The 21216-nt window shown below is 62.8% G+C and carries 24 protein-coding genes; all 24 read right to left on the bottom strand.

Features of this window, described 5'->3' with window-relative positions; all coding sequences use genetic code 11:
• Positions 1-25: 25 nt before the first annotated feature.
• The 24 genes from AB1402_00910 to AB1402_00795 all read right to left on the bottom strand — a co-directional run bounded on the left by AB1402_00910 (position 26) and on the right by AB1402_00795 (position 21168).
• A complete protein-coding gene (locus tag AB1402_00910; GenBank protein MEW6540160.1) occupies positions 26-1690 on the bottom strand; it encodes a ribonuclease J in 1665 nt (554 codons plus the stop codon).
• 49 nt (positions 1691-1739) lie between these two features.
• Positions 1740-2621, bottom strand: a complete 882-nt coding sequence (dapA, locus tag AB1402_00905) for a 4-hydroxy-tetrahydrodipicolinate synthase (GenBank protein ID MEW6540159.1) — start codon at positions 2619-2621, stop codon at positions 1740-1742.
• Positions 2622-2644: 23 nt separating this feature from the next.
• Complete coding sequence (locus AB1402_00900; GenBank protein MEW6540158.1) at positions 2645-3655, bottom strand: aspartate-semialdehyde dehydrogenase; 1011 nt, start codon at positions 3653-3655, stop codon at positions 2645-2647.
• Between the two features lie 95 nt (positions 3656-3750).
• Entirely contained in the window at positions 3751-4338 is a 588-nt protein-coding gene (locus AB1402_00895; GenBank protein MEW6540157.1) for a dipicolinate synthase subunit B, read from the bottom strand.
• Complete coding sequence (gene dpsA / locus AB1402_00890) at positions 4319-5251, bottom strand: dipicolinate synthase subunit DpsA (GenBank protein MEW6540156.1); 933 nt, start codon at positions 5249-5251, stop codon at positions 4319-4321. Before dpsA ends, AB1402_00895 begins: the two co-directional genes overlap by 20 nt.
• A 96-nt stretch (positions 5252-5347) precedes the next feature.
• Entirely contained in the window at positions 5348-6148 is an 801-nt protein-coding gene (gene dapB / locus AB1402_00885) for a 4-hydroxy-tetrahydrodipicolinate reductase (GenBank protein ID MEW6540155.1), read from the bottom strand.
• Positions 6149-6342: 194 nt separating this feature from the next.
• Positions 6343-6519 (bottom strand): hypothetical protein, encoded by a 177-nt coding sequence (locus AB1402_00880; GenBank protein MEW6540154.1) that lies wholly within the window; start codon positions 6517-6519, stop codon positions 6343-6345.
• A 1-nt stretch (position 6520) separates the two neighbouring features.
• Positions 6521-7585 (bottom strand): hypothetical protein, encoded by a 1065-nt coding sequence (locus AB1402_00875; protein ID MEW6540153.1) that lies wholly within the window; start codon positions 7583-7585, stop codon positions 6521-6523.
• 231 nt (positions 7586-7816) lie between these two features.
• On the bottom strand, positions 7817-8092 hold the full coding sequence (locus AB1402_00870; GenBank protein MEW6540152.1) for a YlmC/YmxH family sporulation protein: 276 nt from the start codon (positions 8090-8092) through the stop codon (positions 7817-7819).
• A 2-nt stretch (positions 8093-8094) separates the two neighbouring features.
• A complete protein-coding gene (locus AB1402_00865; GenBank protein MEW6540151.1) occupies positions 8095-8457 on the bottom strand; it encodes a hypothetical protein in 363 nt (120 codons plus the stop codon).
• Between the two features lie 71 nt (positions 8458-8528).
• A complete protein-coding gene (gene dut / locus AB1402_00860; GenBank protein ID MEW6540150.1) occupies positions 8529-8996 on the bottom strand; it encodes a dUTP diphosphatase in 468 nt (155 codons plus the stop codon).
• Positions 8997-9004: 8 nt separating this feature from the next.
• On the bottom strand, positions 9005-10267 hold the full coding sequence (locus AB1402_00855; protein ID MEW6540149.1) for a pitrilysin family protein: 1263 nt from the start codon (positions 10265-10267) through the stop codon (positions 9005-9007).
• Positions 10268-11083 (bottom strand): polysaccharide deacetylase family protein, encoded by an 816-nt coding sequence (locus AB1402_00850; GenBank protein ID MEW6540148.1) that lies wholly within the window; start codon positions 11081-11083, stop codon positions 10268-10270.
• Between the two features lie 272 nt (positions 11084-11355).
• The gene (locus AB1402_00845) at positions 11356-13584 is read right to left on the bottom strand and encodes a polyribonucleotide nucleotidyltransferase (GenBank protein ID MEW6540147.1); all 2229 of its coding nucleotides are present in this window, start codon (positions 13582-13584) and stop codon (positions 11356-11358) included.
• Positions 13585-13666: 82 nt separating this feature from the next.
• Positions 13667-13936, bottom strand: coding sequence for a 30S ribosomal protein S15 (gene rpsO / locus AB1402_00840; protein MEW6540146.1), 270 nt, complete (start codon positions 13934-13936; stop codon positions 13667-13669).
• 89 nt (positions 13937-14025) lie between these two features.
• The gene (locus AB1402_00835) at positions 14026-14247 is read right to left on the bottom strand and encodes a hypothetical protein (GenBank protein MEW6540145.1); all 222 of its coding nucleotides are present in this window, start codon (positions 14245-14247) and stop codon (positions 14026-14028) included.
• Positions 14248-14264: 17 nt separating this feature from the next.
• On the bottom strand, positions 14265-14477 hold the full coding sequence (locus AB1402_00830) for a hypothetical protein (protein ID MEW6540144.1): 213 nt from the start codon (positions 14475-14477) through the stop codon (positions 14265-14267).
• Between the two features lie 97 nt (positions 14478-14574).
• Complete coding sequence (locus AB1402_00825) at positions 14575-15501, bottom strand: bifunctional riboflavin kinase/FAD synthetase (protein ID MEW6540143.1); 927 nt, start codon at positions 15499-15501, stop codon at positions 14575-14577.
• Between the two features lie 40 nt (positions 15502-15541).
• Entirely contained in the window at positions 15542-16459 is a 918-nt protein-coding gene (gene truB, locus AB1402_00820) for a tRNA pseudouridine(55) synthase TruB (protein ID MEW6540142.1), read from the bottom strand.
• Positions 16443-17438 carry a bifunctional oligoribonuclease/PAP phosphatase NrnA gene (locus AB1402_00815; GenBank protein MEW6540141.1) on the bottom strand — a complete coding sequence of 332 codons (996 nt, stop codon included), beginning with the start codon at positions 17436-17438 and terminating at the stop codon, positions 16443-16445. The genes truB and AB1402_00815 overlap by 17 nt, the downstream gene beginning before the upstream one ends.
• Positions 17431-17790: a 30S ribosome-binding factor RbfA gene (gene rbfA, locus AB1402_00810; protein ID MEW6540140.1), complete on the bottom strand. Its 360-nt coding sequence runs from the start codon at positions 17788-17790 to the stop codon at positions 17431-17433. Before rbfA ends, AB1402_00815 begins: the two co-directional genes overlap by 8 nt.
• Positions 17791-17817: 27 nt before the next feature.
• Entirely contained in the window at positions 17818-20562 is a 2745-nt protein-coding gene (gene infB / locus AB1402_00805) for a translation initiation factor IF-2 (GenBank protein ID MEW6540139.1), read from the bottom strand.
• A gap of 26 nt (positions 20563-20588) precedes the next feature.
• Entirely contained in the window at positions 20589-20906 is a 318-nt protein-coding gene (locus tag AB1402_00800) for a L7Ae/L30e/S12e/Gadd45 family ribosomal protein (protein ID MEW6540138.1), read from the bottom strand.
• The gene (locus AB1402_00795) at positions 20890-21168 is read right to left on the bottom strand and encodes a YlxR family protein (GenBank protein MEW6540137.1); all 279 of its coding nucleotides are present in this window, start codon (positions 21166-21168) and stop codon (positions 20890-20892) included. Before AB1402_00795 ends, AB1402_00800 begins: the two co-directional genes overlap by 17 nt.
• Between the last annotated feature and the right edge of the window lie 48 nt (positions 21169-21216).

Below are 21216 nucleotides of genomic sequence, written 5' to 3'. Positions count from 1 at the left end.
TGTTCCGCAAGTCCCGGCTCGTCCCTTAAGTTTCCATAATAATCGGCAGGATCATCGGGCGCCGCCCGGTGCGTTCGTACAGGAACTTGCCCAGGGCGTCGCGCACCTCCGACTTGATGGCCGACCACTCCCCGACGCCGCGCCCCGTGCAGCCGTCAAGCGTGCTGCGCACCCGCTCCCGGGCGTCTTCCATCAGTTCCTCGGACTCGCGCACATACACGAAGCCGCGCGACACGATGTCCGGCCCCGCGACCACCTGTTTCGTTTCCTGGTCGATGGTCACCACCACGATCAGGATCCCGTCCTGGCCGAGCTGCTTGCGGTCGCGCAGCACAATGTTCCCGACGTCGCCGATGCCCAGGCCGTCCACCAGTATCCGGCCCGAGGACACCTTCCCGGCGATCCGGCCTTTTTTGCGGGTGAACTCGAGGATGTTGCCGTTTTCCGCCACGAAGACGTTCTCCGGCCGCACGCCCATTTCCCGGGCCAGTTCGGCGTGTTTCACCAGCATCCGGTACTCCCCGTGCACCGGCACGAAGAACTTGGGCTGCACCAGTTTCAGCATCAGCTTCAGTTCCTCGGCGCTGGCGTGCCCGGAAACGTGAGTTCCGGAAACTCGTTCGTGAATCACGGTCGCCCCGCGCTTATACAGGTGGTTGATGATCCGGGACACCAGTTTCTCGTTCCCCGGGATCGGGGTGGCCGAGATGATGATGGTGTCCCCCGGCAGGATTTCCACCTGGCGGTGATCGCCCAGGGCCATCCGGGTCAGCGCCGACATCGGCTCACCCTGGCTCCCGGTGGTCAGGAGCACCACCTGGCTACGGGGCAGGCGGTTGGCCTCCTCCAGGTTGACGAGCGTCCCCGCGGGAATGTCCAGGTGGCCCAATTCATAGGCGATGTTGACCACGTTCACCATGCTTCTGCCGGCCACGGCCACCTTGCGCCGGTGCTTGTGCGCCGCGTAGACGGCCTGTTGCAGCCGGTGCACATTGGAGGCGAACGTGGCGACGATGATCCGCTCCTTGGAAACCCCGAAGACTTCGTCAAAGGTCGCCCCGACCACCCGTTCCGACAGGGTGTAGCCGGGGCGTTCCACGTTGGTGCTGTCCGAGAGCATGACCAGGACGCCTTGTTCGCCCAGACGCGCGAACCGGCGCAGGTCGATGACTTCCCCGTCCACCGGGGTGTAGTCGATCTTGAAGTCGCCCGTGTGGAGCACGGTTCCGATCGGGGTGTGCAAAGCGATGCCCACCGCGTCCGGCACGCTGTGCGAAACCCGGATGAACTCCGCGGAAAAACAGCCGATGTGCACGGTCTCCCGCGGATTGATCACCACCATTTTTATCTCTTCATTGAAAACGTGTTCCTTAAACTTTGCCTCCAGGAGACCCAGGGTGAGCTTGGTGCCAAACACAGGGACATTGATCTGCTTCAGTACGTACGGCAGCGCGCCGATATGGTCCTCGTGCCCGTGGGTGAGCAGAATCCCCCGTACCTGTTCCCTGTTGTCCAAAAGATACTGGATGTCGGGAATGACGATGTCGATTCCCAACATCTCCTCCTCCGGAAACATCAGGCCGCAGTCGATGACCAGGATGTCTTCGCCGTAGCGGACGGCCATGATGTTCTTGCCGATTTCCCCCAGGCCTCCGAGAGGTATGATTTGCAGCTTGGTCTCTTGCGGCAAACGTACACCTCCCTGTTACTGAGACCACTGGTGTGAGTTCACGTTCAACCTACAGTAGTTGCGCCTCCCTGAGCAGGTCGCACAGCTTCTCTTTTTCCTGCTCCGTCGCTTCGACCAGGGGCAGCCGCGGCGGGCCGACGTTCAGTCCCACCATCGCCAGCGCCGCCTTTACCGGCACCGGGTTGGTGGTCATGAAAAGCCCCTTGATCAACGGAAACAGGCTGCCGTGCAGTTTGGCGGCCAGCGTGATGTTCCCGGACGTAAAGGCGTTGATCATCTCCTGAATCTTCTTCCCCACCAGGTGCGCCGCCACGCTCACCACGCCCTTGCCCCCGACGGCCAGCAGCGGCAACGTCATGGAATCGTCCCCGCTGTAGAGGTGGAAATAGTCCGGCAGCACCCGGCGCAGTTCGGTGGCCTGGTCCATGTTGCCGCCGGCCTCCTTGACCGCCACCACGTTCTTGACCTCCGCCAGCCGGGCGCAGGTCTGGGGCAGCAGGTTGACCGCCGTCCGGCCGGGGATGTTGTAGACCATGACCGGCAGGTTGGTGCTTTCGGCCACCGCTTTGAAGTGCTGATAAAGCCCCTCCTGCGACGGTTTGTTGTAGTAGGGGCAAACCAGCATCACCCCGTCCACGCCCAGTTTCTCGGCCGCCTGGGTCAGCGCGATGCTGTCGGTCGTGGAATAGCTCCCGGTGCCGGCCACCACGGCGGCACGGCCCCCCACCTCGTCGACCACCGTCCGGAAGAGTTCCAGCTTTTCCGCTTTGGAGAGGGTCGGCGCTTCCCCGGTGGTGCCGGACACCACCAGCCCGTCCGAACCCGTGTCCACCAGGTGCCGGGCAAGTTTTTTGGCCATCGGCAGGTTCAGCTCCCGGTTCTTGTCAAACGGCGTAACCATCGCCGTGAGCACCCGCCCGAAGTCCGTCACGTTTTCACCTTCCTAAATTAGTTTTACAGCAGGCCGTATTCGACCAGCAGTTCGGCGATCTGGACCGCGTTCGTGGCCGCGCCCTTGCGCAACTGGTCGGCGGCGACAAACATGTTGATGCCGTTGTCCACGGTGGGGTCCTGCCGAATGCGGCCGACAAACACCTCGTCCTTTTCGGTCACGTCAAGAGGCATCGGGTACAGTTTCTGCTCCGGCTCGTCCACCACCACCACCCCGGGGGCGCGGGACAAGAGTTCCCTGACCTCCCGGGCGCTCACGAAACGCTCGGTCTCGACGTTGATCGACTCCGAGTGGCTACGGAACACCGGCACCCGGACGGTGGTCGCGGTGATCCGCATGTCCGGGGCGTGTAGGATTTTCCTGGTCTCCCGGACCAGCTTCCACTCTTCTTTGGTGTAGTCCAGGTCCTGAAAGACGTCGATGTGCGGGATCAGGTTGAACGCGATCCGGTGCGCGAAAACCCGGGGCGGGTAGGTTTGACCATCCAGCACCGCCCGGGTCTGGGCGGCCAGTTCGTCAACGGCGGCTGATCCGGCGCCGGATACCGCCTGGTAGGTGGAGACCACCACCCGCCGGATCCCGGCGGCGTCGTGCAGCGGCTTCAAAGGCACGACCATGATGATGGTCGAGCAGTTCGGATTGGCGATAATCCCGTTGTGCCAGCGGACATCCTCGGGGTTGACCTCCGGGACCACCAGGGGCACCGCGGGGTCCAGCCTGAAGGCGCTCGAATTGTCGATGACCACCGCGCCCGCCTTGCGGGCCGCCCCGGCGTATTCGGCGCCGGCCGCCCCTCCGGCAAAAAGCGCGATGTCCATCCCTTCAAAGGACGATTCCCGGGTCTCCTCGACCGTGAGTTCCTCACCGCCGAAAGCGACCTTTTTCCCCGCGGAGCGCGACGTGGCGCAAAGCCGCAGCTTATGCAACCCAAACCGCCGCAACGCCAGCACTTTCAGGATTTCCTGTCCCACCGCACCGGTGGCTCCAACCACACAAACGTTATACCCCGCCAAACAAACAAACCCCCTGTTCTTTTCCATCCGAAGGTGACGATGATCGGCTGCAACTTTGGCCTTAGAGTACCTGGAACGCGGCCTGTCAATCTTTTCTAGCCGAAGGTGACGATGATCGGCTGCAACTGACGCCCTTGAAGCGCCTCAATGATGGTCGCCCCAAGCAGGTCCATCTTCGCGATCAGCGAGTTCGGCTTGTGCTGCGGGCTGTCCTGCCCGAAGGGCACCATATATACATTCCGCGTGTTCAACAGCGTCCCGATGTTCCGCGCGTTCAAGCCCAGCCCGTCATTGGTGGAAATGGCGACGACCACCGGACGCATGTTCCGCAGCTGGGCTTTGGCCGCCATCAACACCGGCCCGTCCGTAATCCCGTTGGCGAGTTTCGCCACCGAGTTGCCCGTGCACGGAGCAAGCACGACCACGTCAAACAGCTTCTGGGGACCGATCGGTTCAACCTCGACGATGTTGGTGAACACCTTCTTCCCAGTGACCAGGCTCAGCCTGCCCATCCACTGTTTAGCGGCCCCGTACCGCGTATCAGTGGTGGCGGTTTCCCGGGACATGATCGGGTAGATCTCGGCCCCTTCCTTGACGAATTGTTCGATTTGCCGCACCACCGGTTCCAGGGTGCAAAACGACGCGGTAAGCGCGAAGCCGATCTTAACTCCCTTGAGCTGCATCAGCCAGCACCCCCCTATGTACAGAAGTCCCTTGGAGGATGGTGCCGTGCAGCAACCGCTGGATAGTCCGGGCGATAATCCGGCCGGCTGAGGCGGGCGCGACTTTGCCGGGCAGGTTCGGCGCCAGGCAGGCGTTCAAACCCAACGCGCGGGCCGCGGTGAAGTCGGTTCCGCCCGGCGCCGAAGCCAGGTCGATGATGCAGGCCTCCGGGTTGACGGCCTTTAAAAGCTTCTTGTCAAGGATCGGAGCCGGAACCGTATTGAAAATGAGGTCCGCCAGAGCGAGTTGGTCGGCCAGCCGTTCCGGGACCACCGTGGCCAAACCCATTTCGCAGGCCCTGGCCAAGGCCGCCGGATTGCGGGCCATCACCGTGGTCTTCGCGCCGAGGGCGTTCACCGTTCTGGCCAGCGTCATTCCCAGGTTGCCGAAGCCCAAAACCACCACCTGAGAACCGTGAATCGTAAACGGCGTCTTCTCCATGGCCAGTTGGACGGCTCCCTCGGCGGAGGGGATCGAGTTCAGGATGGCGAATTCCTGAAACTCAACCAACTCGATCATCCGGAGCCCCAACTCCGCCGCCAACCGGGTCAGGTACTCCTTGGCCAAAACCGCGAAGATCGGTACTTGGGCACCGACGTTCTCAAGCATCTCCCTGGTTATGACCGGCGCTTCCCCCGTTACGGTGTGCAGGCGACCATCCCGGTCCAGACCGGGCAAGGGCACGACAAGCACATCGATGTCCACCAGGATCTCATTCGGATCGTTGCAGGCCAAAACCTCCGGCGCGTTTTCCAAAACGGGGAGGCCATAAGCCCTCACCCGGGCGCCCATGGCCGCGAATTCCTGAACAATGTAGACTCCCCGCCCGTCGCCGCCCAGCACACCAATTCTCAAACCCACCAGCGGCTGCATCTTTGCACCTCCCCTTGGTTGCTAGCCAATATATGACCAGCAGCCGGGAGAGGTGCCTGTCACGGGCCGGGGTGGCGGCGGCCGGGGTGGCGGCGCTTACTCAAAGATCAGGTTTTCCAGTCCGACCACCAGTTCGCGGAGTCCGACCACCCGGCGCACCGCCAACAGCACCCCCGGCATGAACGACTCCCGGGAAATCGAATCATGCCTGATCGACAGGGTTTGACCCAGACCGCCGAAAATCACTTCCTGGTGCGCCACCAGCCCCGGCAGGCGGACACTGTGAATGCGGATGCCGCCGTCGTAGCTCCCGCCCCGGACACCGTCAAGCTTCAAGACCTTGGTTGCCGAAGGCTGCCGGTACCCGCCGCGGGCGCTGCTGATCATTTCGGCCGTCTTGATGGCGGTGCCGGACGGGGCGTCCGCCTTCTGGTCGTGGTGCAGTTCGATAATCTCCACCGCCGGCATGAACTTCGCCGTCATTTCCGCGAACTTCATCATCAGGACGGCCCCAACGGCGAAATTGGGGGCCACGAATCCGCCCACACCCGTTTCGGCGCAAAGCCGACGCAACTCCGCCAGGTCTTCGCTGCTCATTCCGGTGGTGCCGATCACCGGATGCACCCCGGCCCGGATCGCGGTCCGGGCGTTCGCGGCCACGGCCGTGGGCGCGGTGAAGTCGACCATTACCCGGGGTTTGGCCTCCTTGAGCATTTCCTCCAGGTCGCCGCTCACGGTGACCCCCAGCGGGTCCAGCCCGGCCAGGACCCCCGCGTCGGCACCAAGGCCGTGCGGGTCGGCGGCGCCGACCAGTTTCAACCCGTCTTCCCTCGCCAGGGCCCGCACAACTTCCCGTCCCATTCTTCCGGCGGCACCGCAAACGGCTACTCGAACGATGGTACCCACACCTTTCCGGAAATGTTTTCTGCATATTTGGAATTAAACAAGTATTATAACACGGCTTGTCCGGGTGTCAAGCCGCTCCAGGACGTAAAAACGGCCTCCGGGCCCGGCAGAGCGCGAAAAGTGCCCCCCAAAACGTGGCGGGAGCTGTTTTGCACCGCGCAGGTGCGGGTGCCGCAGCAGGGCTTTTATTCCCGGACTTCCCGCAGGACCACGATCCGCTCCCGTTCCCGGCTGAGGTTGGGCAGCCGGTAGTCGGCCGACGGGTAGCCGCTGGAGTCGGAGAGGTGATAGTAACGGCTTGGGCCGGGGTACTTGAAGCGTACCCGGTAGACCCGGACGTCCCGGGGGTCTCCCTCTTTCAATTCACACACCCTCTTTTGCGTGCCGCCAGCTTTGATCTCGTCCACGGTCATGATCTCGGTCTTGACTTTCAATCCACACACCCTCTTTTGCGTGCCGCCAGCCCTGGTGCAGGATGCTCACGTTGATGCGGCCGTCCGGACAGTCCTGCCGCTCGGCAACGCCGTGGAAAACGAAGGCGTCTTGTCCGGCCACGGACTCCACCAGTCCGCCCACCACCTCAAAATCGCTGCGCGTGCCCCGGATGATGTCCGCCGGATTGAACGGCTGATTCAGGAGCAGTTCCTGTTCGTAGTGTTCGTACAGAGACCAGAGCAGGTTTTCCAGGTCGGGGTCGGGGTACGTGATCGCCAGGCCGATTTCGGTGGACGCCTCCCGGCGGGGGATCATGTGGTTGTGGGCGTACAGCTTTTCGGTCAAGCTGTCGACGATGTGCCGGACCTGCTCCGCCGGCGGGGGGGCCCGGCGCAGAGCGAGCAGCTTTTGGGCCAGGGACCGGACCAGCAGATAGTTGCGGTGCACATTCCCGAGGGCCAAAGGGTGGATCTTTTCGGCCAGCAAAAGGAAAGTCCGGCGGCGGTCTTCGTCGTTGGACATCCCCGCCATTTCGCGGGCCAGGGCCAAGAAGGAATAGACATCCTCGACGTTGACCGGAATCCTGGCGTTGGGGTTGACCGGGTCCTTGGGGTTGAAGGCGCTGACCACGCTGGGGTCGATGGGTCCCAACTCACCCATGGTGCCCATGACCACTTCGTCCGCCCCCAGGCAGATCAAGGTGCCCGCACTGTAAGCCCGGTATGGGACCAGGACCGAGAAGTCCGGCGCCCACTCCCGGATCAGGTGCGCCAGGCGCCACGGGGTGAGCACGTCGCCGCCACGGCTGTACAAAAAGAGGTCCAGCCGTTTGCATGTTGGCAGCAGCCGCAGGTGACGGTGAAACACCGGCAAAACGTCCGGGGCGATCCGGGTGCTCACGTTTTCCCGGTCACCGGTGATATAGGCGATCACTTGCGACCCGCGCTTGCGGGCGATCTCCGCCATCAGGGAGCGCCTGGCGGCATAATTCATGCCTTAAAAACCTCGCCCGTCCTTGAAAATTGCCCCACAAAAGGTACCCCCCCTCCTCCCGAAAAAGGGGGACAGTCCCCCTTTTTTGAGTGACCCAAGGGGTCAGGAATGCTTTTTCCCTTAAACCCCTTTTCCCCGGTCCCCGGTCCTCTAAGTCTCTAGTATGGTCCGCGCAAGGGCGATTTAATATCGCCGCCAAAAGGAACCCCCGCGGAAGCGGTGGCGGGAGCGCTAGACGCTGGAACGGCCGAAACGGGACACGGACTGGTTGTTCGCCAGCTCGACGATCACCACCTCGGTCCCGATTTTGCGGACCGCCTCCCAAGGTATGGTCAATTGCTGCCGTTCCGACCACATACTGACGATATTGCTGCGCCGCGGCAGGATGATGGCGTGCACGTGCCCGGAATCGGCATCAATGGTTAGATCGGACTCCCCGATCACCCCCAGGCGGGCGCCGTTAAAGATATTCACCACCTCTTTGCCCATCAGTTCGGTCAGGCGCATGCCTAAACCTCCTTCCCCCGACTCCGGAACATTCTCAGAAACACCGCCCACAGCCGTACCGCAAACGGCTGCGCGATGGCCAGTCCAATGGCGAACGCGGCCAACGGTTCGACCTCAATCCCGCCCAGCTTGATCTTGTTCGGCAGGCTCACCTCGAGAAAAGTGAACAGCATGATCAGCGAGAGATATATCCCGCCGGCTATGCCCACGAGTTGAAAAACGGCTTCCGATAACGGGGTGGCCCGGGGTTCCAACTCCCAGGACTTGTGGCTCCGGAACCGGGAGGCCCGCAACCTGATTCGCTCCCGCACCGAAAAAAAAACCAGTGCCAACATCAGCAGGAATAACAGGGTCGCCGTGATCATCCGTCCCACCCCCTAACATTCTTATGGGACGGGTCCGGCCGATATGACCAGGCATGGTGGACAACGCATAGCTATTTCCCGGTTGAGCCGAAACCGCCGGCTCCCCTCACCGTCTCCGCCAATTCATAGACGTACTCCACCTCCGCCACGGCGATCGGAACGCACACCAATTGCGCGATCCGGTCCCCGGGGTTCAGCGTGAAGGGTTCGGTGCCGTGATTGACAATGGGGCAGATGATCTCTCCCGTGTAGTCGGCGTCGATGACCCCGACGCTGTTGGCCAGGGTGATGCCGTGCTTCGCCGCCAGGCCGCTGCGCCCGAACACCAGCCCGACCAGGTTGCGGGACGGAAGCTGGACCGCGATGCCCGTTGGAATCTGGGCCCGTTCTCCGGGGGCGATGGTCAGGGGGGCGTCGAGGGCGGCACAGAGGTCGAGTCCGGCCGAACCGGATGTGGCGTAGGCCGGTTGGGGCCAGGACCGTCCGATGAGAGGGTTCAGCTTCTTGACGCGCAGTACGATCCGGGCGTCTTCGTCCATGGTCGCCCTCAACCGAGCCGCGAGAGCGCCGACGGCCAGGCGCCGTCTTCCTGCCACGGGCCGATGGAAGCCAGGGAGAGTTTGTCCCGCCGGAAAATCTGGTCACACACGGCGGCGATTTGTTCGGTTTTTACCCGGGCCAGTTCGGCCACGATCTCCTCCGGTGTCTGCACGCGGCCGAGATACAGCTGCGACTTCCCGAGGCGGCTCATCCGGGCGTTGACGCTCTCCAGGCTCAAGAGAAAACTGCCCTTGAGCTGTTCCTTGGTTCTGGCCATCTCTTCCTCAGTCACCCCGCCGTTGCGGAGGTCGTTCACCTCATCCAGGATGATATCCAGCACGGTGCCGATGTTATCCCGGCTCAGTCCCGCGTAAATCCCAAAAAGCCCGGTGTCCCGGTAGGAACTGTGATAGGAATAAACATTATAGGCCAGGCCAAGCTGCTCGCGCACCTTCTGGAACAGGCGCGAACTCATCCCCCCGCCGAGCAAGGTGTTCAACACCTGCAGCACGTAGATGTGCTCGTCGTCCAGGCGCAGGCCCTGGGAGCCGATGCACAGGTGCACCTGTTCGGTGTCTTTGTCCCGGCATTCCACCCTCTGGCTGGGGTGCGGCGCGGTCAGCGCCCGCGGCGGACCCTCGGGGGGCAGGTCACGGAAAATGCGGGCCAAGAGTTCGGCCACTCGTTCGTGCTTTACGTTTCCGGCCACCGCGATGACATACCGCCCTTGGCGGTAGTGACGGTCATAATAGTCCAGCAGATCGGCCCGGGAAAGGTTTTGAATCACCGCGGCGCTGCCGATGACCGGTCGGCCGAGCGCATGCGTGTTCCAGAGCGCCTTGGCGAGGATGTCGTGGACCAGTTCGTCGGGGGTGTCCTCGTACATCTTGATCTCTTCCACTATGACGTTGCGTTCCCGCTCCACGTCTTCCGGCGCAAATCGCGCTTGAAAGAGCATGTCCGTCAGCACGTCGACCGCCAGGTCGAGGTGCTCGTCCAGCACCCGGGCGTAGTAGCAGGTGTACTCCTTTGTGGTGAAGGCGTTCAACTGGCCGCCGACGCGGTCCAGGGCTTCGGCGATGTCCTTCGCCGAGCGCTTCTCGGTGCCCTTGAACAGCATGTGCTCAATGAAGTGGCAAACTCCGGTCGCCGAATCCGTTTCGTCGCGGGACCCGGCGTCCACCCAGAACCCGACCGCCGCCGACCGGACGTGCGGGATCTCCTCGGTGAGGATGCACACGCCGTTGTCGAGCATCACCTTATTGATCATCTAATCTTTAAACCTCCAAAACTGACGCATTGTCTGCTTTATTCGCCCCGATGCTGGAAACTCCTTCCCGGTGGACATGTCTCCCGATGCTCCCGAAAAAGGGTAAAAAGGGGGACTGTCCCCCTTTTTGTCTTCGCCCAACAACCGGCCAACGGTTACGAGCCGGTAACCGTCCTTCTCCAATTCGGTGATGATCACCGGCAGCGCCTTCGTGGTGGATTCCAGCGGGTGCATCAGCACAATCGCCCCCGGGTGCACCCGGTTCACCACCCGGCCGATGATCGTATCAGCGTTGCGGAACTTCCAGTCCACGGTGTCCACGCTCCAAAGGACCGTTCGGTAGCCGGCCTGCTCGGCCGCCTGGAGCACCGCCGGGCCGTGTTCCCCATAGGGCGGCGCGAACAATGTGGTGCGCTGCGCGATGATTCCCCGGATCACGGCCTCGGCCTTCCGGATGTCCTGCAAGTTCTGTCCCAACGACAGCATGTCGGGATGGGGATGCCCGAACCCGTGGTTGCCGATCTCGTGGCCCTCCGCCGCCATCCGGCGCACCAGGTCCGGAAATTTGCCGGCCCACCGCCCGGTGACAAAAAAGGTGAGCTTTGTATCGTGCTGCCGGCAAATGTCCAAGATCGCGGGGAGGCACTCCTCTCCCCAATCCACGTTTACCGCCAGCGCCGCCACCTTGGAGTCATCCGGGCCATGCCTGAAAGGCTCCGGCCCGGCGACCGGAACGCCGGGCGTCCATCGCCACCAGAACCCGCCCACGGCCAGACAGAGAACTGACGTCAAGATTATCAGTTTGGCACGCAACATCCCCACCCCCATTCAAGAGTATGCGCGGGGGTAAGGATACTGACCCGGAAAACAAGCAGGCCCCTTTGGGCCCGTAGCGCAAACACCGGTAAAAGAAGATCCGGTTCGAGGATCGGCAGATTGAGGTATCATTCCGATCCCGGCTCCTGGTCCCTCATTCCGAATTCAAGACCCCGGCCTTCTCCGGGTTCAGGTTCCGGCTTCTGATCCTGGTTTCTTGCCCTTCATTCTGGATTCTGAATTCTGGATTCTGAATTCTGGTTCCCCCTGGCTTATCTCCGGGAAAACCGCGAACGCGGACGCCGGTCCGCCGCCCGGTCGTCACCCGCAAAGGCCGGCCGGTCGCCTTCCCCGACGCCACCGGCAGGGGGCTCCATGGCTTCTCTCTTTGACAGTTTCAGGCGGCCCTGGTTGTCGAAACCGATGGCCTTTACCAGAATTTGGTCCCCCTCCCGAACGACGTCTTCCACTTTGCGCACCCGGTTATGGGCCAACTGCGAGATGTGGACCAGTCCGTCTTTGCCGGGCAGCCCGAGCACCCCGGGGATAACCTCCACGAAGCACCCGAATTCCATTATTTTTACCACGCGGCCGAGGTACACCTCGCCCACCTTGACTTCGGCGGTGATCGTCTTGATGATGTCCAGGGCCTTTTTGCCGCCCTCCGGCTCCGGAGCGGTGATGTACACCCGCCCGTCGTCTTCCACGTCGATGTCCACCCCGGTGGTCTCCGAAATCTTCCTGATGATCTTGCCGCCCGGACCGATGATGTCCCGTATCTTCTCCGGATCAATGGCGGTGTGGATGATCCGCGGCGCCCGCGGGGAAATCTCCGGCCTGGGTCCGGGGAGCACCTCCTTGTACCGGTCCAGGATGTAAAGCCGCGCGTCCCGCGCCTGCGCCATAGCCTGGGCGAGTATTTGCGGGGTGATCCCGGCGATCTTGATGTCCATCTGGAGGGCGGTGATCCCGCCTTCGGTGCCGGCCACCTTGAAGTCCATGTCCCCCAAGTGGTCCTCCGTGCCCTGAATATCGGTCAGGACGGCAACCTCGTCGCCCTCCTTGACCAAGCCCATCGCGATGCCCGCCACCGGGGCCTTGATCGGCACCCCCGCGTCCATCAGGGCCAGGCAACTGCCGCAGACACTGGCCATGGACGTCGACCCGTTGGAACTAAGCACCTCGGACACGATGCGTATGGTGTACGGGAAGGCCTCCTCTCCCGGCAGAACCGCCTCCAGGGCCCGCCCCGCCAGGGCGCCGTGGCCGATCTCCCGGCGGCCCGCCGAGCGGATGGGGCGCGCCTCCCCGGTTGAGAAATGGGGGAAGTTGTAGTGATGCATAAACCGCCTGGTTTCCTGGGTGTCCAGCCCGTCGAGGATCTGCTCGTCCCGCACGGCACCAAGGGTAATCGCCGAAAGCACCTGGGTCTGACCGCGCTGGAAAAGGCCGGAACCATGGGCGCGCGGCAGGACGTCCACCTCCACGCTGATGTCCCTGATTTCGTCGAAGGCGCGGCCGTCGAGCCGTACCTTGTCTTTTAGCACCAACTCCCGCACGGCTTCTTTCTCCAGCTTGTCGACCAGGCTTTTCAGGCGTTGTTCCGCCTCCGGAAAGTCGGCCAGAGCGGCATTGACGATTTCGGCCTTGGCCGCTTCCAGGTGCCGGTCGGCGGATTTCTTGTCCAGCCGTTCATCCTTGCAGTGGTGCACGGCGGCCCGCATCTTTTCGTATCCAACGGTCCGCACTGCCGCGACCAGTTCCGGCTCCGGTTCGCCGGCCGGCACCTCAATCTTCGGGTGGGCCCAACCCAGGGGTTCAACCTGGGCCCGGACCTCGGCGACCCATTCCGCAATCCGCCTGATTTCGGCGTGCGCTTTGGTGAGCGCATCCACCATTACTTCCTCGGAAACCTCATTTGCGCCGGCCTCCACCATGTTGATCGCTTCCCGGGTTCCCGCGACGGTCAGGTGCAGATCGGACTTTTGGTCCTCCTCGAGCGTGGGGTTGACCACCAACTGCCCGTCAACCATCCCCATGATCACCGCCCCCACCGGGCCGGCGAACGGGATGTCCGAAAGAGTCAGCGCCACCGACGCGCCCAGGATCGCGGTGATCGCCGGCGAGCAATCCTGGTCCACCGACATCACCAGCGCCACCACGTGCACGTCCTGGGTGAAGTTCCCCGGGAAGAGCGGCCTGATGGACCGGTCGACCAGCCGCGCCGCAAGAATGGCTTTTTCACCGGGGCGTCCTTCACGCTTCATGAAGCTCCCGGGAATCCGCCCCACGGCATAGTGACGCTCTTCGTAGTCCACGGTCAGCGGGAAAAAGTCCAGACCTTCCCGGAGCGCCTCCCGGGTGGCCGCCACCAGTACGACCGTCTCCCCGTAGCGGGCCAGAACGGCGGCGGAAGCCTGCCCGGCCACACGCCCGATGTCCACGCTGAATGTCCGGCCGCCGATTTCAATTGCTTTGGTAATATAATCTTGCTCAGCCATGAATCTGCCTTATCCTCCTAACAATCATATTTATTGCAGCCGGTTGACACCCAGAAACGGCAAGAAGCAGGGGATGGTTCCCCTACTTCCGTAGTCCAAGTTCCTGGATGAGCTTCCGGTAGCGGTCCGGATCGCGATCCCGCAGGTAATTCAACAGCGCCCGGCGTTGTCCGACCATCTTCAGGAGCCCCCGCCGGGAATGGAAGTCTTTACGGTGCGTCTTCAGGTGTTCGGTGAGCAGATTGATCCGCTCGGTAAGAATCGCCACCTGTACTTCGGGGGAACCGGTGTCGTTCTCGTGCAGCTTGAACTTGTCGATTATGGGTTGCTTCCGGTCCACACTCAGGGTCATTGTAAAAACTACCTCCATATTGTAATTAAGTAATCGCCGTCGGCCAAGCCCGACGCCGGAGTCTCGCCGGGCCTAGCCGACAGTTCATCCTACTTGCCGATCACCGTAACCACCAAGCGCCTGCCGGGGAGGTCTTTGGCCACGATATCAAAGACGCGTCCCGATTTGGCAATGAAACCTCTGAAGCGCGTAGCCGCAGGAATGTAACCGGGAATTCCGGATGCCGCCTCAATGATGTCGTTGATGGAGATGTCCTCCTGGCGCCTCTGGTTCAGCCTTTTCCGGGCGTGTTCCGTAATTACTACCGGCATGCCTGCTTCCCTTAACCTTAGGTTTCCTTTTCCGCCAGGAACGCATACAGCGCATCCGAAAAAGCGCACATTTTGGCTTCCTCGGCACTCTCGCCGACTCCCGAGGCCCGGTAGAGAGCTTCGAGTTCGTCCTTAAGACGCTGAAAATCATCACTAAGACAGATAACGGCGATCTGGTCAAGCCATTTCTTTATTTCGTCTTCGGACACGTCGTACTTCGGAAACCCCACTCTTCCCCCCACCTTTTGCGCTCCGCCTTATTCTAGCATAACCACCGGCACGATGTAAACGTGCATAATTGTGGAGGCCAAAAGGGGGTGTTCGTGGTCACTCACCAGTCCGGGCCTCCCGGACGTCGGCCTCGATTTGGCGGATAAGTTCCGCGGGGGAACCGAACTTCTGTTCCCCCCGCAGATACCGTTCGAAAAAGACCCGCATCGACTTACCGTACAGATTGTCGGCAACGTCAAAAAGGTGGACCTCCAGGTTCCGGCGGGACTCGGCCCCGGTGAACGTCGGCCGGCAACCGATGTTCGCCACCCCGGAGTGCCTTTGCCCGCCTATTTGCGCCTTGACGGCGTAGACTCCGTTGGCCGGGATCAGGATGTCCGGGCTGGTCTCCAGGTTGGCCGTCGGAAATCCCAGCTTGCGGCCGCGACCGTCTCCGGAAACCACCGTGCCGTCGACGAAAGGAGCAAAGCCGAGAAACCGCCGGGCCTCCTCCACCCGCCCCCGGGATAACAGTTCGCGGATCTTGGTACTGCTCACCACTTCCCCGGCAACCTCAACCGGTTCGACCACGTTGGTTTCGAAGCCGTAGGCCGGCGACCGCTCCTTCAGCGTCTCCGGGGTGCCCCGCCCGCGGTGTCCGAACGTATAGTTGTAGCCGACAAACACACTGACGACTCCCAACTCGCTGTAGAGCACATCCCGGATGAACTCCTCCGGCGCCAACCGGGCGAATTCCAGGGTGAACGGAATTCGCAGGAGCAGCCGGACCCCAAGTCCGGCCATGATTTCTTCCTTGGATTCCTGGGTCAGCAGCAGGGGAGGAGCGTGCTCGGGGCGCAGCACCGACACCGGATGGGGATGAAAAGTGAAAATGCCGGGTACGCCGCCCAACCGGCGCCCCCTTTCCACCAGCCTCAAAATGAGTTCCTGGTGCCCGAGATGCACCCCGTCAAAGTTACCCAGGCCGATCACCAAACGAGGGTAATGGTAGCGCAGGTTCTTGAAATTAGTCCTTAAGTCCAACTCCCCGCTCCCCTTCCGCTCCCTAGTCCGCCCGTATTCCCTAGGCTGTGCCCCGCACCCAAACCGGCTGAAAGGCCGCCGGCTCCCGCGCGCCTCCCGCCGCGACCGGCTTGGCCACGGCCAGAAGCCCGGTTTCGTCCCGCAGGCGCACATACCCGTTCACCTCTTGCGGGCCGGGGCCTGCGGCGATTCCGGGAGGATAGACGGCTCTCCCGGAGAGAACGGCCCGTGACGCTCCGGCCTGAACGAGCACCGCCGGCAGATGGCTCAGGGCGGTTTCCACCCCGACCAACTCTCCGGAGGGCGATTCCCGGATTTCCTCCAGCGTCCGTGCCGCCACAATGGAAAACGGACCTACCGCCGACCGCACCAGGAAAGACATGTAGGCCCCGCACCCCAACCGGGCCCCGATGTCCGCGCACAGGGTGCGGATATAGGTACCCTTGCTGCAGGATACGTCAATGAGCACCCGCGGGTGCGCACTGCGCTCAAACCGGGTCTGCACCAGCCGGAGGCGGTGGATCACGACCGGGCGCGCTTCACGCGGCACTTCCACCCCGCGGCGCGCCAATTCATACAACTTCTGGCCCTTTATCTTGCGCGCCGAGGTCATCGGGGGCACCTGCAGCCCCGGGCCGGCAAACCCGGCGAGCACCTCTTCCAGGCGATTCGGGTCCAGACCGTCTGGAAGGGGCTCGACCCGTTGAACATCCCCTTGAGCATCCCCGGTCCCGGTGGTGATCCCCAGGACGAGTTCGGCGCGGTAGACTTTGTCGTCCGCAATATACTGCGCGATCCGGGTCGCCCGGCCCACGCAGACAACCAGCACCCCGGCAGCCAGCGGGTCCAGCGTGCCGGTATGGCCGACCTTCCCGAGCCCCAGTCTCTTCCTCAAGAAGGCGACCACGTCGTGGGAGGTCATCCCGGGAGGTTTGAGAACATTAAGGACTCCTTCCATCCAACGCCTCCGCGACCACCTTTTCCGTAGCGCCCAATACCAGCCGCTCGGCCTCCGCCAGTTCACCGGCCAACCGGCAGCCGGCGGCCCGGGGATGCCCGCCGCCGCCGAAGACCGCGGCCAGCGCCGCCACGTCCACGGCCCGCTTGGACCGGAAACCGACCTTGATCTGACCCTCGGGCAGTTCCCGGAACAAAATCCCGACTTCCACCCCGCTGATCCTGCGGGCGTAGTTGATCAGGTCCTCGACATCCGCCTCTTCTCCGGATTCCGCCTCCATGGCCCTGGTCAGCTTCAGCCAGGCGATCCGCCCGCCGGCGCTCAAAGCCAGCGTGCCCAGTACCCGGTGCAGCAGCCTGATGGCGGCCAGAGGTTTTTCGTCGAAAATGCGCGTGTTGACGGCCGCCGCATCCAGTCCCATCTCGATCAAGCGGGCGATACGCCGGTGCGTTCCCGCCGTAGTGTTCTCGTACCGGAAAGAACCGGTGTCCGTGGCGATCGCCACGTACAAGCAGACCGAAACCTCCGGGCTTATTTCCACCCCGAGGGGTTCGGCCAGATCGAACACGATTTCGCCGACGGCCGCCGCCGCCGGGTCGATATGGTTTAAGTCTCCATACCGGCCGGTCGATATGTGGTGGTCGATATTGACCACCCGGAGTCCGGGGCGGGACAGAAGGGGCTTGATATCCGTTCCGAGACGCTCGGGACTCGAACAATCCAGCGTCACCAGGCAGTCGTAGTCAGCGTCCGGGACGGTGCCGACGCGGATTTGCGCCACACCGGGCAAGAAGCGGTACATCGGTGGAATCGGGTCCTGACTGACCATCCGCACCTTTTTCCCCAGTTGTTCCAACATCAGCCCCAGCGCCAAGGTCGAACCGACGCTGTCGCCGTCCGGCAGGACGTGACCAGCCAGAACCGGCCTTACCGCCCGCTTGAGTTCCGCGGCGACGGCCGCCAGGCTTTTGTTACCCATCTTGCTGACCAGGCTGCCCCTTTCCGATGTCCTTGATCATTTGGAGGATCCGGGTCCCCTCCTGAATCGACGGGTCGTGAACGAAACTCACTTCGGGTGTGTACCTGAGCCGGATCCGCTTCCCAAGTTCGGTCCGGATGAACCCCTGGGCACGGCGGAGAACCTTCAGGGAAGCATCCCGGTCTTCGTTGCTCCCCAGCACGCTCACGAACACTTTGGCATAGCGCAGGTCCGAAGAGACTTCCACCACGGTGACGGTCACGAAACCGAGGCGCGGATCCTTCATCTCACGCAACAAGTCTGAAATTTCTTTCTTGATCTCCTCAGCCAGCCGTTCCGGCCTGAAAGCCATCAGTTCACCTCCCGCGCAGCGACAAGGCTACAGCTCACGCTGGATCTCTTCCGTCGTGTGGAACTCCAGTTGGTCACCTTCCTGGACGTCGTTGAACTTCTCCAGGGTCAGACCGCATTCGTAGCCCTGCACCACCTCGCGCACATCGTCTTTGAACCGTTTCAGGGAAGAAAGCCGTCCGTCGTGCACGACCTTGCCGTCGCGGATCACCCGAACGCCCGCGTCCCGCGTGATTTTGCCTTCCAGAACGTAGCAGCCGGCGATCGTCCCCACCCGGGAGACTTTAAAGATCTGGCGCACCTCCGCGTGCCCCAGAATCACTTCCCGGTAGGTCGGCTCAAGGAGCCCGCTCAAAGCGGCCTTCACATCGTCCAGTGCCTCGTAGATCACCTGGTACAGGCGGATGTCCACCTGTTCTTTCTCGGCCGCCTTCCGGGCGTTTACATCGGGCCGCACGTTGAAACCGATAATGATCGCGCCTGCCAGCGCGGCCAGGTTCACGTCGCTTTCGGTGACGGCGCCGACGCCCTGGTGAATCAATTGGACCTTGACTTCTTCGGTGCTCAATCGTTGCAGGGACCCGACCATGGCCTCCGCCGAGCCCTGCACGTCCGCCTTGACGATCAGCGGCAGTTCCTTTACGGTTCCTTCCTGAATACGCCTGAATACGTCCTCCAGGGAAATCCGTCCCGAGACCTTATGTTCCTGCTGCCGCTTCCGCTCCTGACGCTTCATGGCGATCTGCCGCGCGACCTTCTCCTCGGGCACCTCATAAAAACGCTCCCCGGCCTGCGGCACCTCGGAAAAGCCCAGGACTTCCACCGGCGCGGACGGACCCGCTTTTTTCACCCGCCGACCCTTGTGGTCAATCATGGCGCGCACACGGCAGAAAGCGTTGCCGGCCACCAGAGAATCGCCGACCTCCACCGTTCCGTTCTCTACCAGCACCGTGACCACCGGTCCACGCCCCTTGTCAAGCTGGGACTCGATCACCGTGCCCCTGGCGCTTCTGAACGGATTGGCTTTGAGTTCATTCACCTCGGCCACCAGGAGGATCATCTCCAGCAGTTCTTCAAGGCCGGTTTTCTGCAGTGCCGATACCGGAACGCAAATGGTGTCGCCGCCCCATTCCTCGGCGACCAGGCCGTATTCGGTAAGCTGCTGCTTGACTTTCTCCGGATTGGCGTCCGGCTTGTCGATCTTGTTGATCGCCACAATGATCGGCACCCCGGCCGCTTTGGCGTGATTTATGGCCTCCACCGTCTGGGGCTTCACCCCGTCGTCGGCCGCCACCACCAGAATAGCCACGTCCGTAATCCGGGCTCCGCGGGCCCGCATCGCCGTGAAGGCTTCGTGACCCGGGGTGTCCAGAAAGGTGATCCGCTTTTGCTGGTGCTTGACCTGGTAAGCTCCGATGTGCTGGGTGATGCCGCCGGCTTCGGTCGCCGTTACGTTGGCGTCCCGGATGGCGTCCAGAAGCGAGGTCTTGCCGTGGTCGACGTGACCCAGTATGGTGACCACCGGCGGCCGGGATTGCAGCTTCTCCGGCTCTTCCTCTTCCGGTTCCAGTTCCAGCAGTTCCTCCAGATCGAGTTGACGCTCCTTGACCTCCACCCGGAAGCCCATTTCTTCGGCCACCACCACCGCGGTCTCCACATCGATCTCCTGATTGATCGTGGCCATGCTCCCCAGAAACATAAGTTGCTTAATAATCTCCGCCGATTTGACGCCCATTCTCTCGGCCAGATCTTTCACCGTCAGGCCGCCGGTAAGCACGACCGGCTTCCGTTCCGACGGCGGAACCTGACGCGGCCCGCGCTGCCTTTCCTTTGGGCGGGCACGGAACCGGCTTTCTTTGTCGGCCACATTCTTGTCCCAGTGCGTCCGGCGGTCTTTCTCCTTCTTGTCGGCAAACCGCTGTTGCCCCACGCTCTTGTCGGGCTTCGCCGCTTCCAGTTCCGCGGGAGGCTTGGGGATCGCCTTGCTTGGAATCCCCCGGGCCAGGGGCCTTGCGGCGCCGGGACCGGGATGTGGTGTTCCCGCGCCGGCCTGCCCGGGACGACCCCGGTGCTGCGGCGGTCTTCCGGGAACGGGCGGCCTGGCACCCTGAGCCGGGCGGGGCGGTCCCGGATAACGTCCAGCCGCCGGCGCCTGCGGACGGGGCGCTCCGCCTCCCGCGTGCGGAGGCCGCGGGGCGCCGGGCTGAGGCCGTCCCGCGTACGACGGACGAGCACCGGACCCGGAAGGCGGCGGACGCCGCTCCGGCGCCGGACGCGGCGGCAGCGGCCGCGCCGGGCGGTGCCGTTCCGGTTGAGGCGCCGGTGCCGCCGGACGCGGCGCCGGACGCGCCTCCCGGGGCGGGGCTTCCACAACCGGTTTTTCCGGCGGCGCGGGGGGCGGTGCCTTGGCCTCTTCTCCGGAGGCGGGAGGCAGAATTGTCGGCACCCGGAACGGCCGTTCAATCAAACGCTTGTCCGGCGGGCGCTGTGGCACTTTGTCCACCAGCCCGGGGCCGTACTGGCTCAGTTTGACACCCCGGGAACGCGGTTGTCCGGCCGGCCCGGCCCGCTCCTCCGGTGCGGCCGTGCCGACCTTGGATTTGTCACCCTTCTTGCCCGGGTTCAGGTGCTCCCGCAGGCGCACAATGTCCTCCGGGTCCAGGGTGCTCATATGTGATTTGACCGCGACACCCAGGTCCGTTAAAACCTTGAGCAACTCCTTGCTCCCCATGTTAATCTCTTTGGCCACTTCGTGGACCCTTTTTTTCGTCAAGTAATCACCTCCACTGATCACGGCTCCTATACTGAACCGTCCTCCGTGCTTTCCAGTAAATCCAACACGCGCCGGGCCAGATTGTCTTCGAGGAGGGCCAGCACTGCTCTCGGAGACTTGCCCACGGCAATCCCGAGTTCGCCCTTGGTGCCGAACTCCACGCACGGGACCGCGTAGCGCGCGGATAGGGCGACAAAATCCCGCCGCGTCGCCGGTGCCGCGTCCCGGGCCACAATCACCAGCCGCGCCTGGTGTCTTTCCAACTTGGCCCGCACCCCCTCATCGCCGGAGACCACGTTGCGGGAGCGCTGACCGAGACCCAACAGTTTATACACCGCCTGCACGTCGCTCTATCTCCCTCCGGAGCTCCTGAATGGTTTCCGATGGAACCCCTGTTTTCAGGGCCTTTTCCAACCTCCTCGTCCCAACGGCCTGCTCGACACACAACTCTTTGCCGCACACGTAGGCGCCCCGTCCCGGGCGCTTTCCGGTCGGATCTATCTCAACGGTGCCCGCCGGGGTGCGCACCACCCTGATCAGCTCCCTTTTGGGACGCATCTCCCGGCAACCCAGGCACATGCGTAACGGCACCTTTTTGGGGGGCATTCCAAGACCTCCCGGAGTCGTAGAATCGGGCCACCCGCGTCAGCCAAA

This window comes from Bacillota bacterium (genome assembly GCA_040757205.1).
Taxonomy (GTDB): Bacteria; Bacillota; Desulfotomaculia; order Desulfotomaculales; family Desulforudaceae; genus Desulforudis.
The sequence above is the reverse complement of the archived record's forward strand: the minus strand, read 5'-3'. Positions and strand labels throughout refer to the sequence as shown.

Excerpts from the sequence above, each read along its gene's own strand:
- AB1402_00895 (MEW6540157.1), bottom strand. The coding sequence starts at position 4,338 with ATGCAGCTCAAGGGAGTTAAGATCGGCTTCGCGCTTACCGCGTCGTTT.
- dpsA (MEW6540156.1), bottom strand. The coding sequence starts at position 5,251 with ATGCAGCCGCTGGTGGGTTTGAGAATTGGTGTGCTGGGCGGCGACGGG.
- AB1402_00875 (MEW6540153.1), bottom strand. The coding sequence starts at position 7,585 with ATGAATTATGCCGCCAGGCGCTCCCTGATGGCGGAGATCGCCCGCAAG.
- AB1402_00870 (MEW6540152.1), bottom strand. The coding sequence starts at position 8,092 with ATGCGCCTGACCGAACTGATGGGCAAAGAGGTGGTGAATATCTTTAAC.
- AB1402_00865 (MEW6540151.1), bottom strand. The coding sequence starts at position 8,457 with ATGATCACGGCGACCCTGTTATTCCTGCTGATGTTGGCACTGGTTTTT.
- dut (MEW6540150.1), bottom strand. The coding sequence starts at position 8,996 with ATGGACGAAGACGCCCGGATCGTACTGCGCGTCAAGAAGCTGAACCCT.
- AB1402_00855 (MEW6540149.1), bottom strand. The coding sequence starts at position 10,267 with ATGATCAATAAGGTGATGCTCGACAACGGCGTGTGCATCCTCACCGAG.
- AB1402_00850 (MEW6540148.1), bottom strand. The coding sequence starts at position 11,083 with ATGTTGCGTGCCAAACTGATAATCTTGACGTCAGTTCTCTGTCTGGCC.
- AB1402_00845 (MEW6540147.1), bottom strand. The coding sequence starts at position 13,584 with ATGGCTGAGCAAGATTATATTACCAAAGCAATTGAAATCGGCGGCCGG.
- rpsO (MEW6540146.1), bottom strand. The coding sequence starts at position 13,936 with ATGACCCTGAGTGTGGACCGGAAGCAACCCATAATCGACAAGTTCAAG.
- AB1402_00835 (MEW6540145.1), bottom strand. The coding sequence starts at position 14,247 with ATGCCGGTAGTAATTACGGAACACGCCCGGAAAAGGCTGAACCAGAGG.
- truB (MEW6540142.1), bottom strand. The coding sequence starts at position 16,459 with ATGGAAGGAGTCCTTAATGTTCTCAAACCTCCCGGGATGACCTCCCAC.
- AB1402_00815 (MEW6540141.1), bottom strand. The coding sequence starts at position 17,438 with ATGGGTAACAAAAGCCTGGCGGCCGTCGCCGCGGAACTCAAGCGGGCG.
- rbfA (MEW6540140.1), bottom strand. The coding sequence starts at position 17,790 with ATGGCTTTCAGGCCGGAACGGCTGGCTGAGGAGATCAAGAAAGAAATT.
- AB1402_00795 (MEW6540137.1), bottom strand. The coding sequence starts at position 21,168 with ATGCCCCCCAAAAAGGTGCCGTTACGCATGTGCCTGGGTTGCCGGGAG.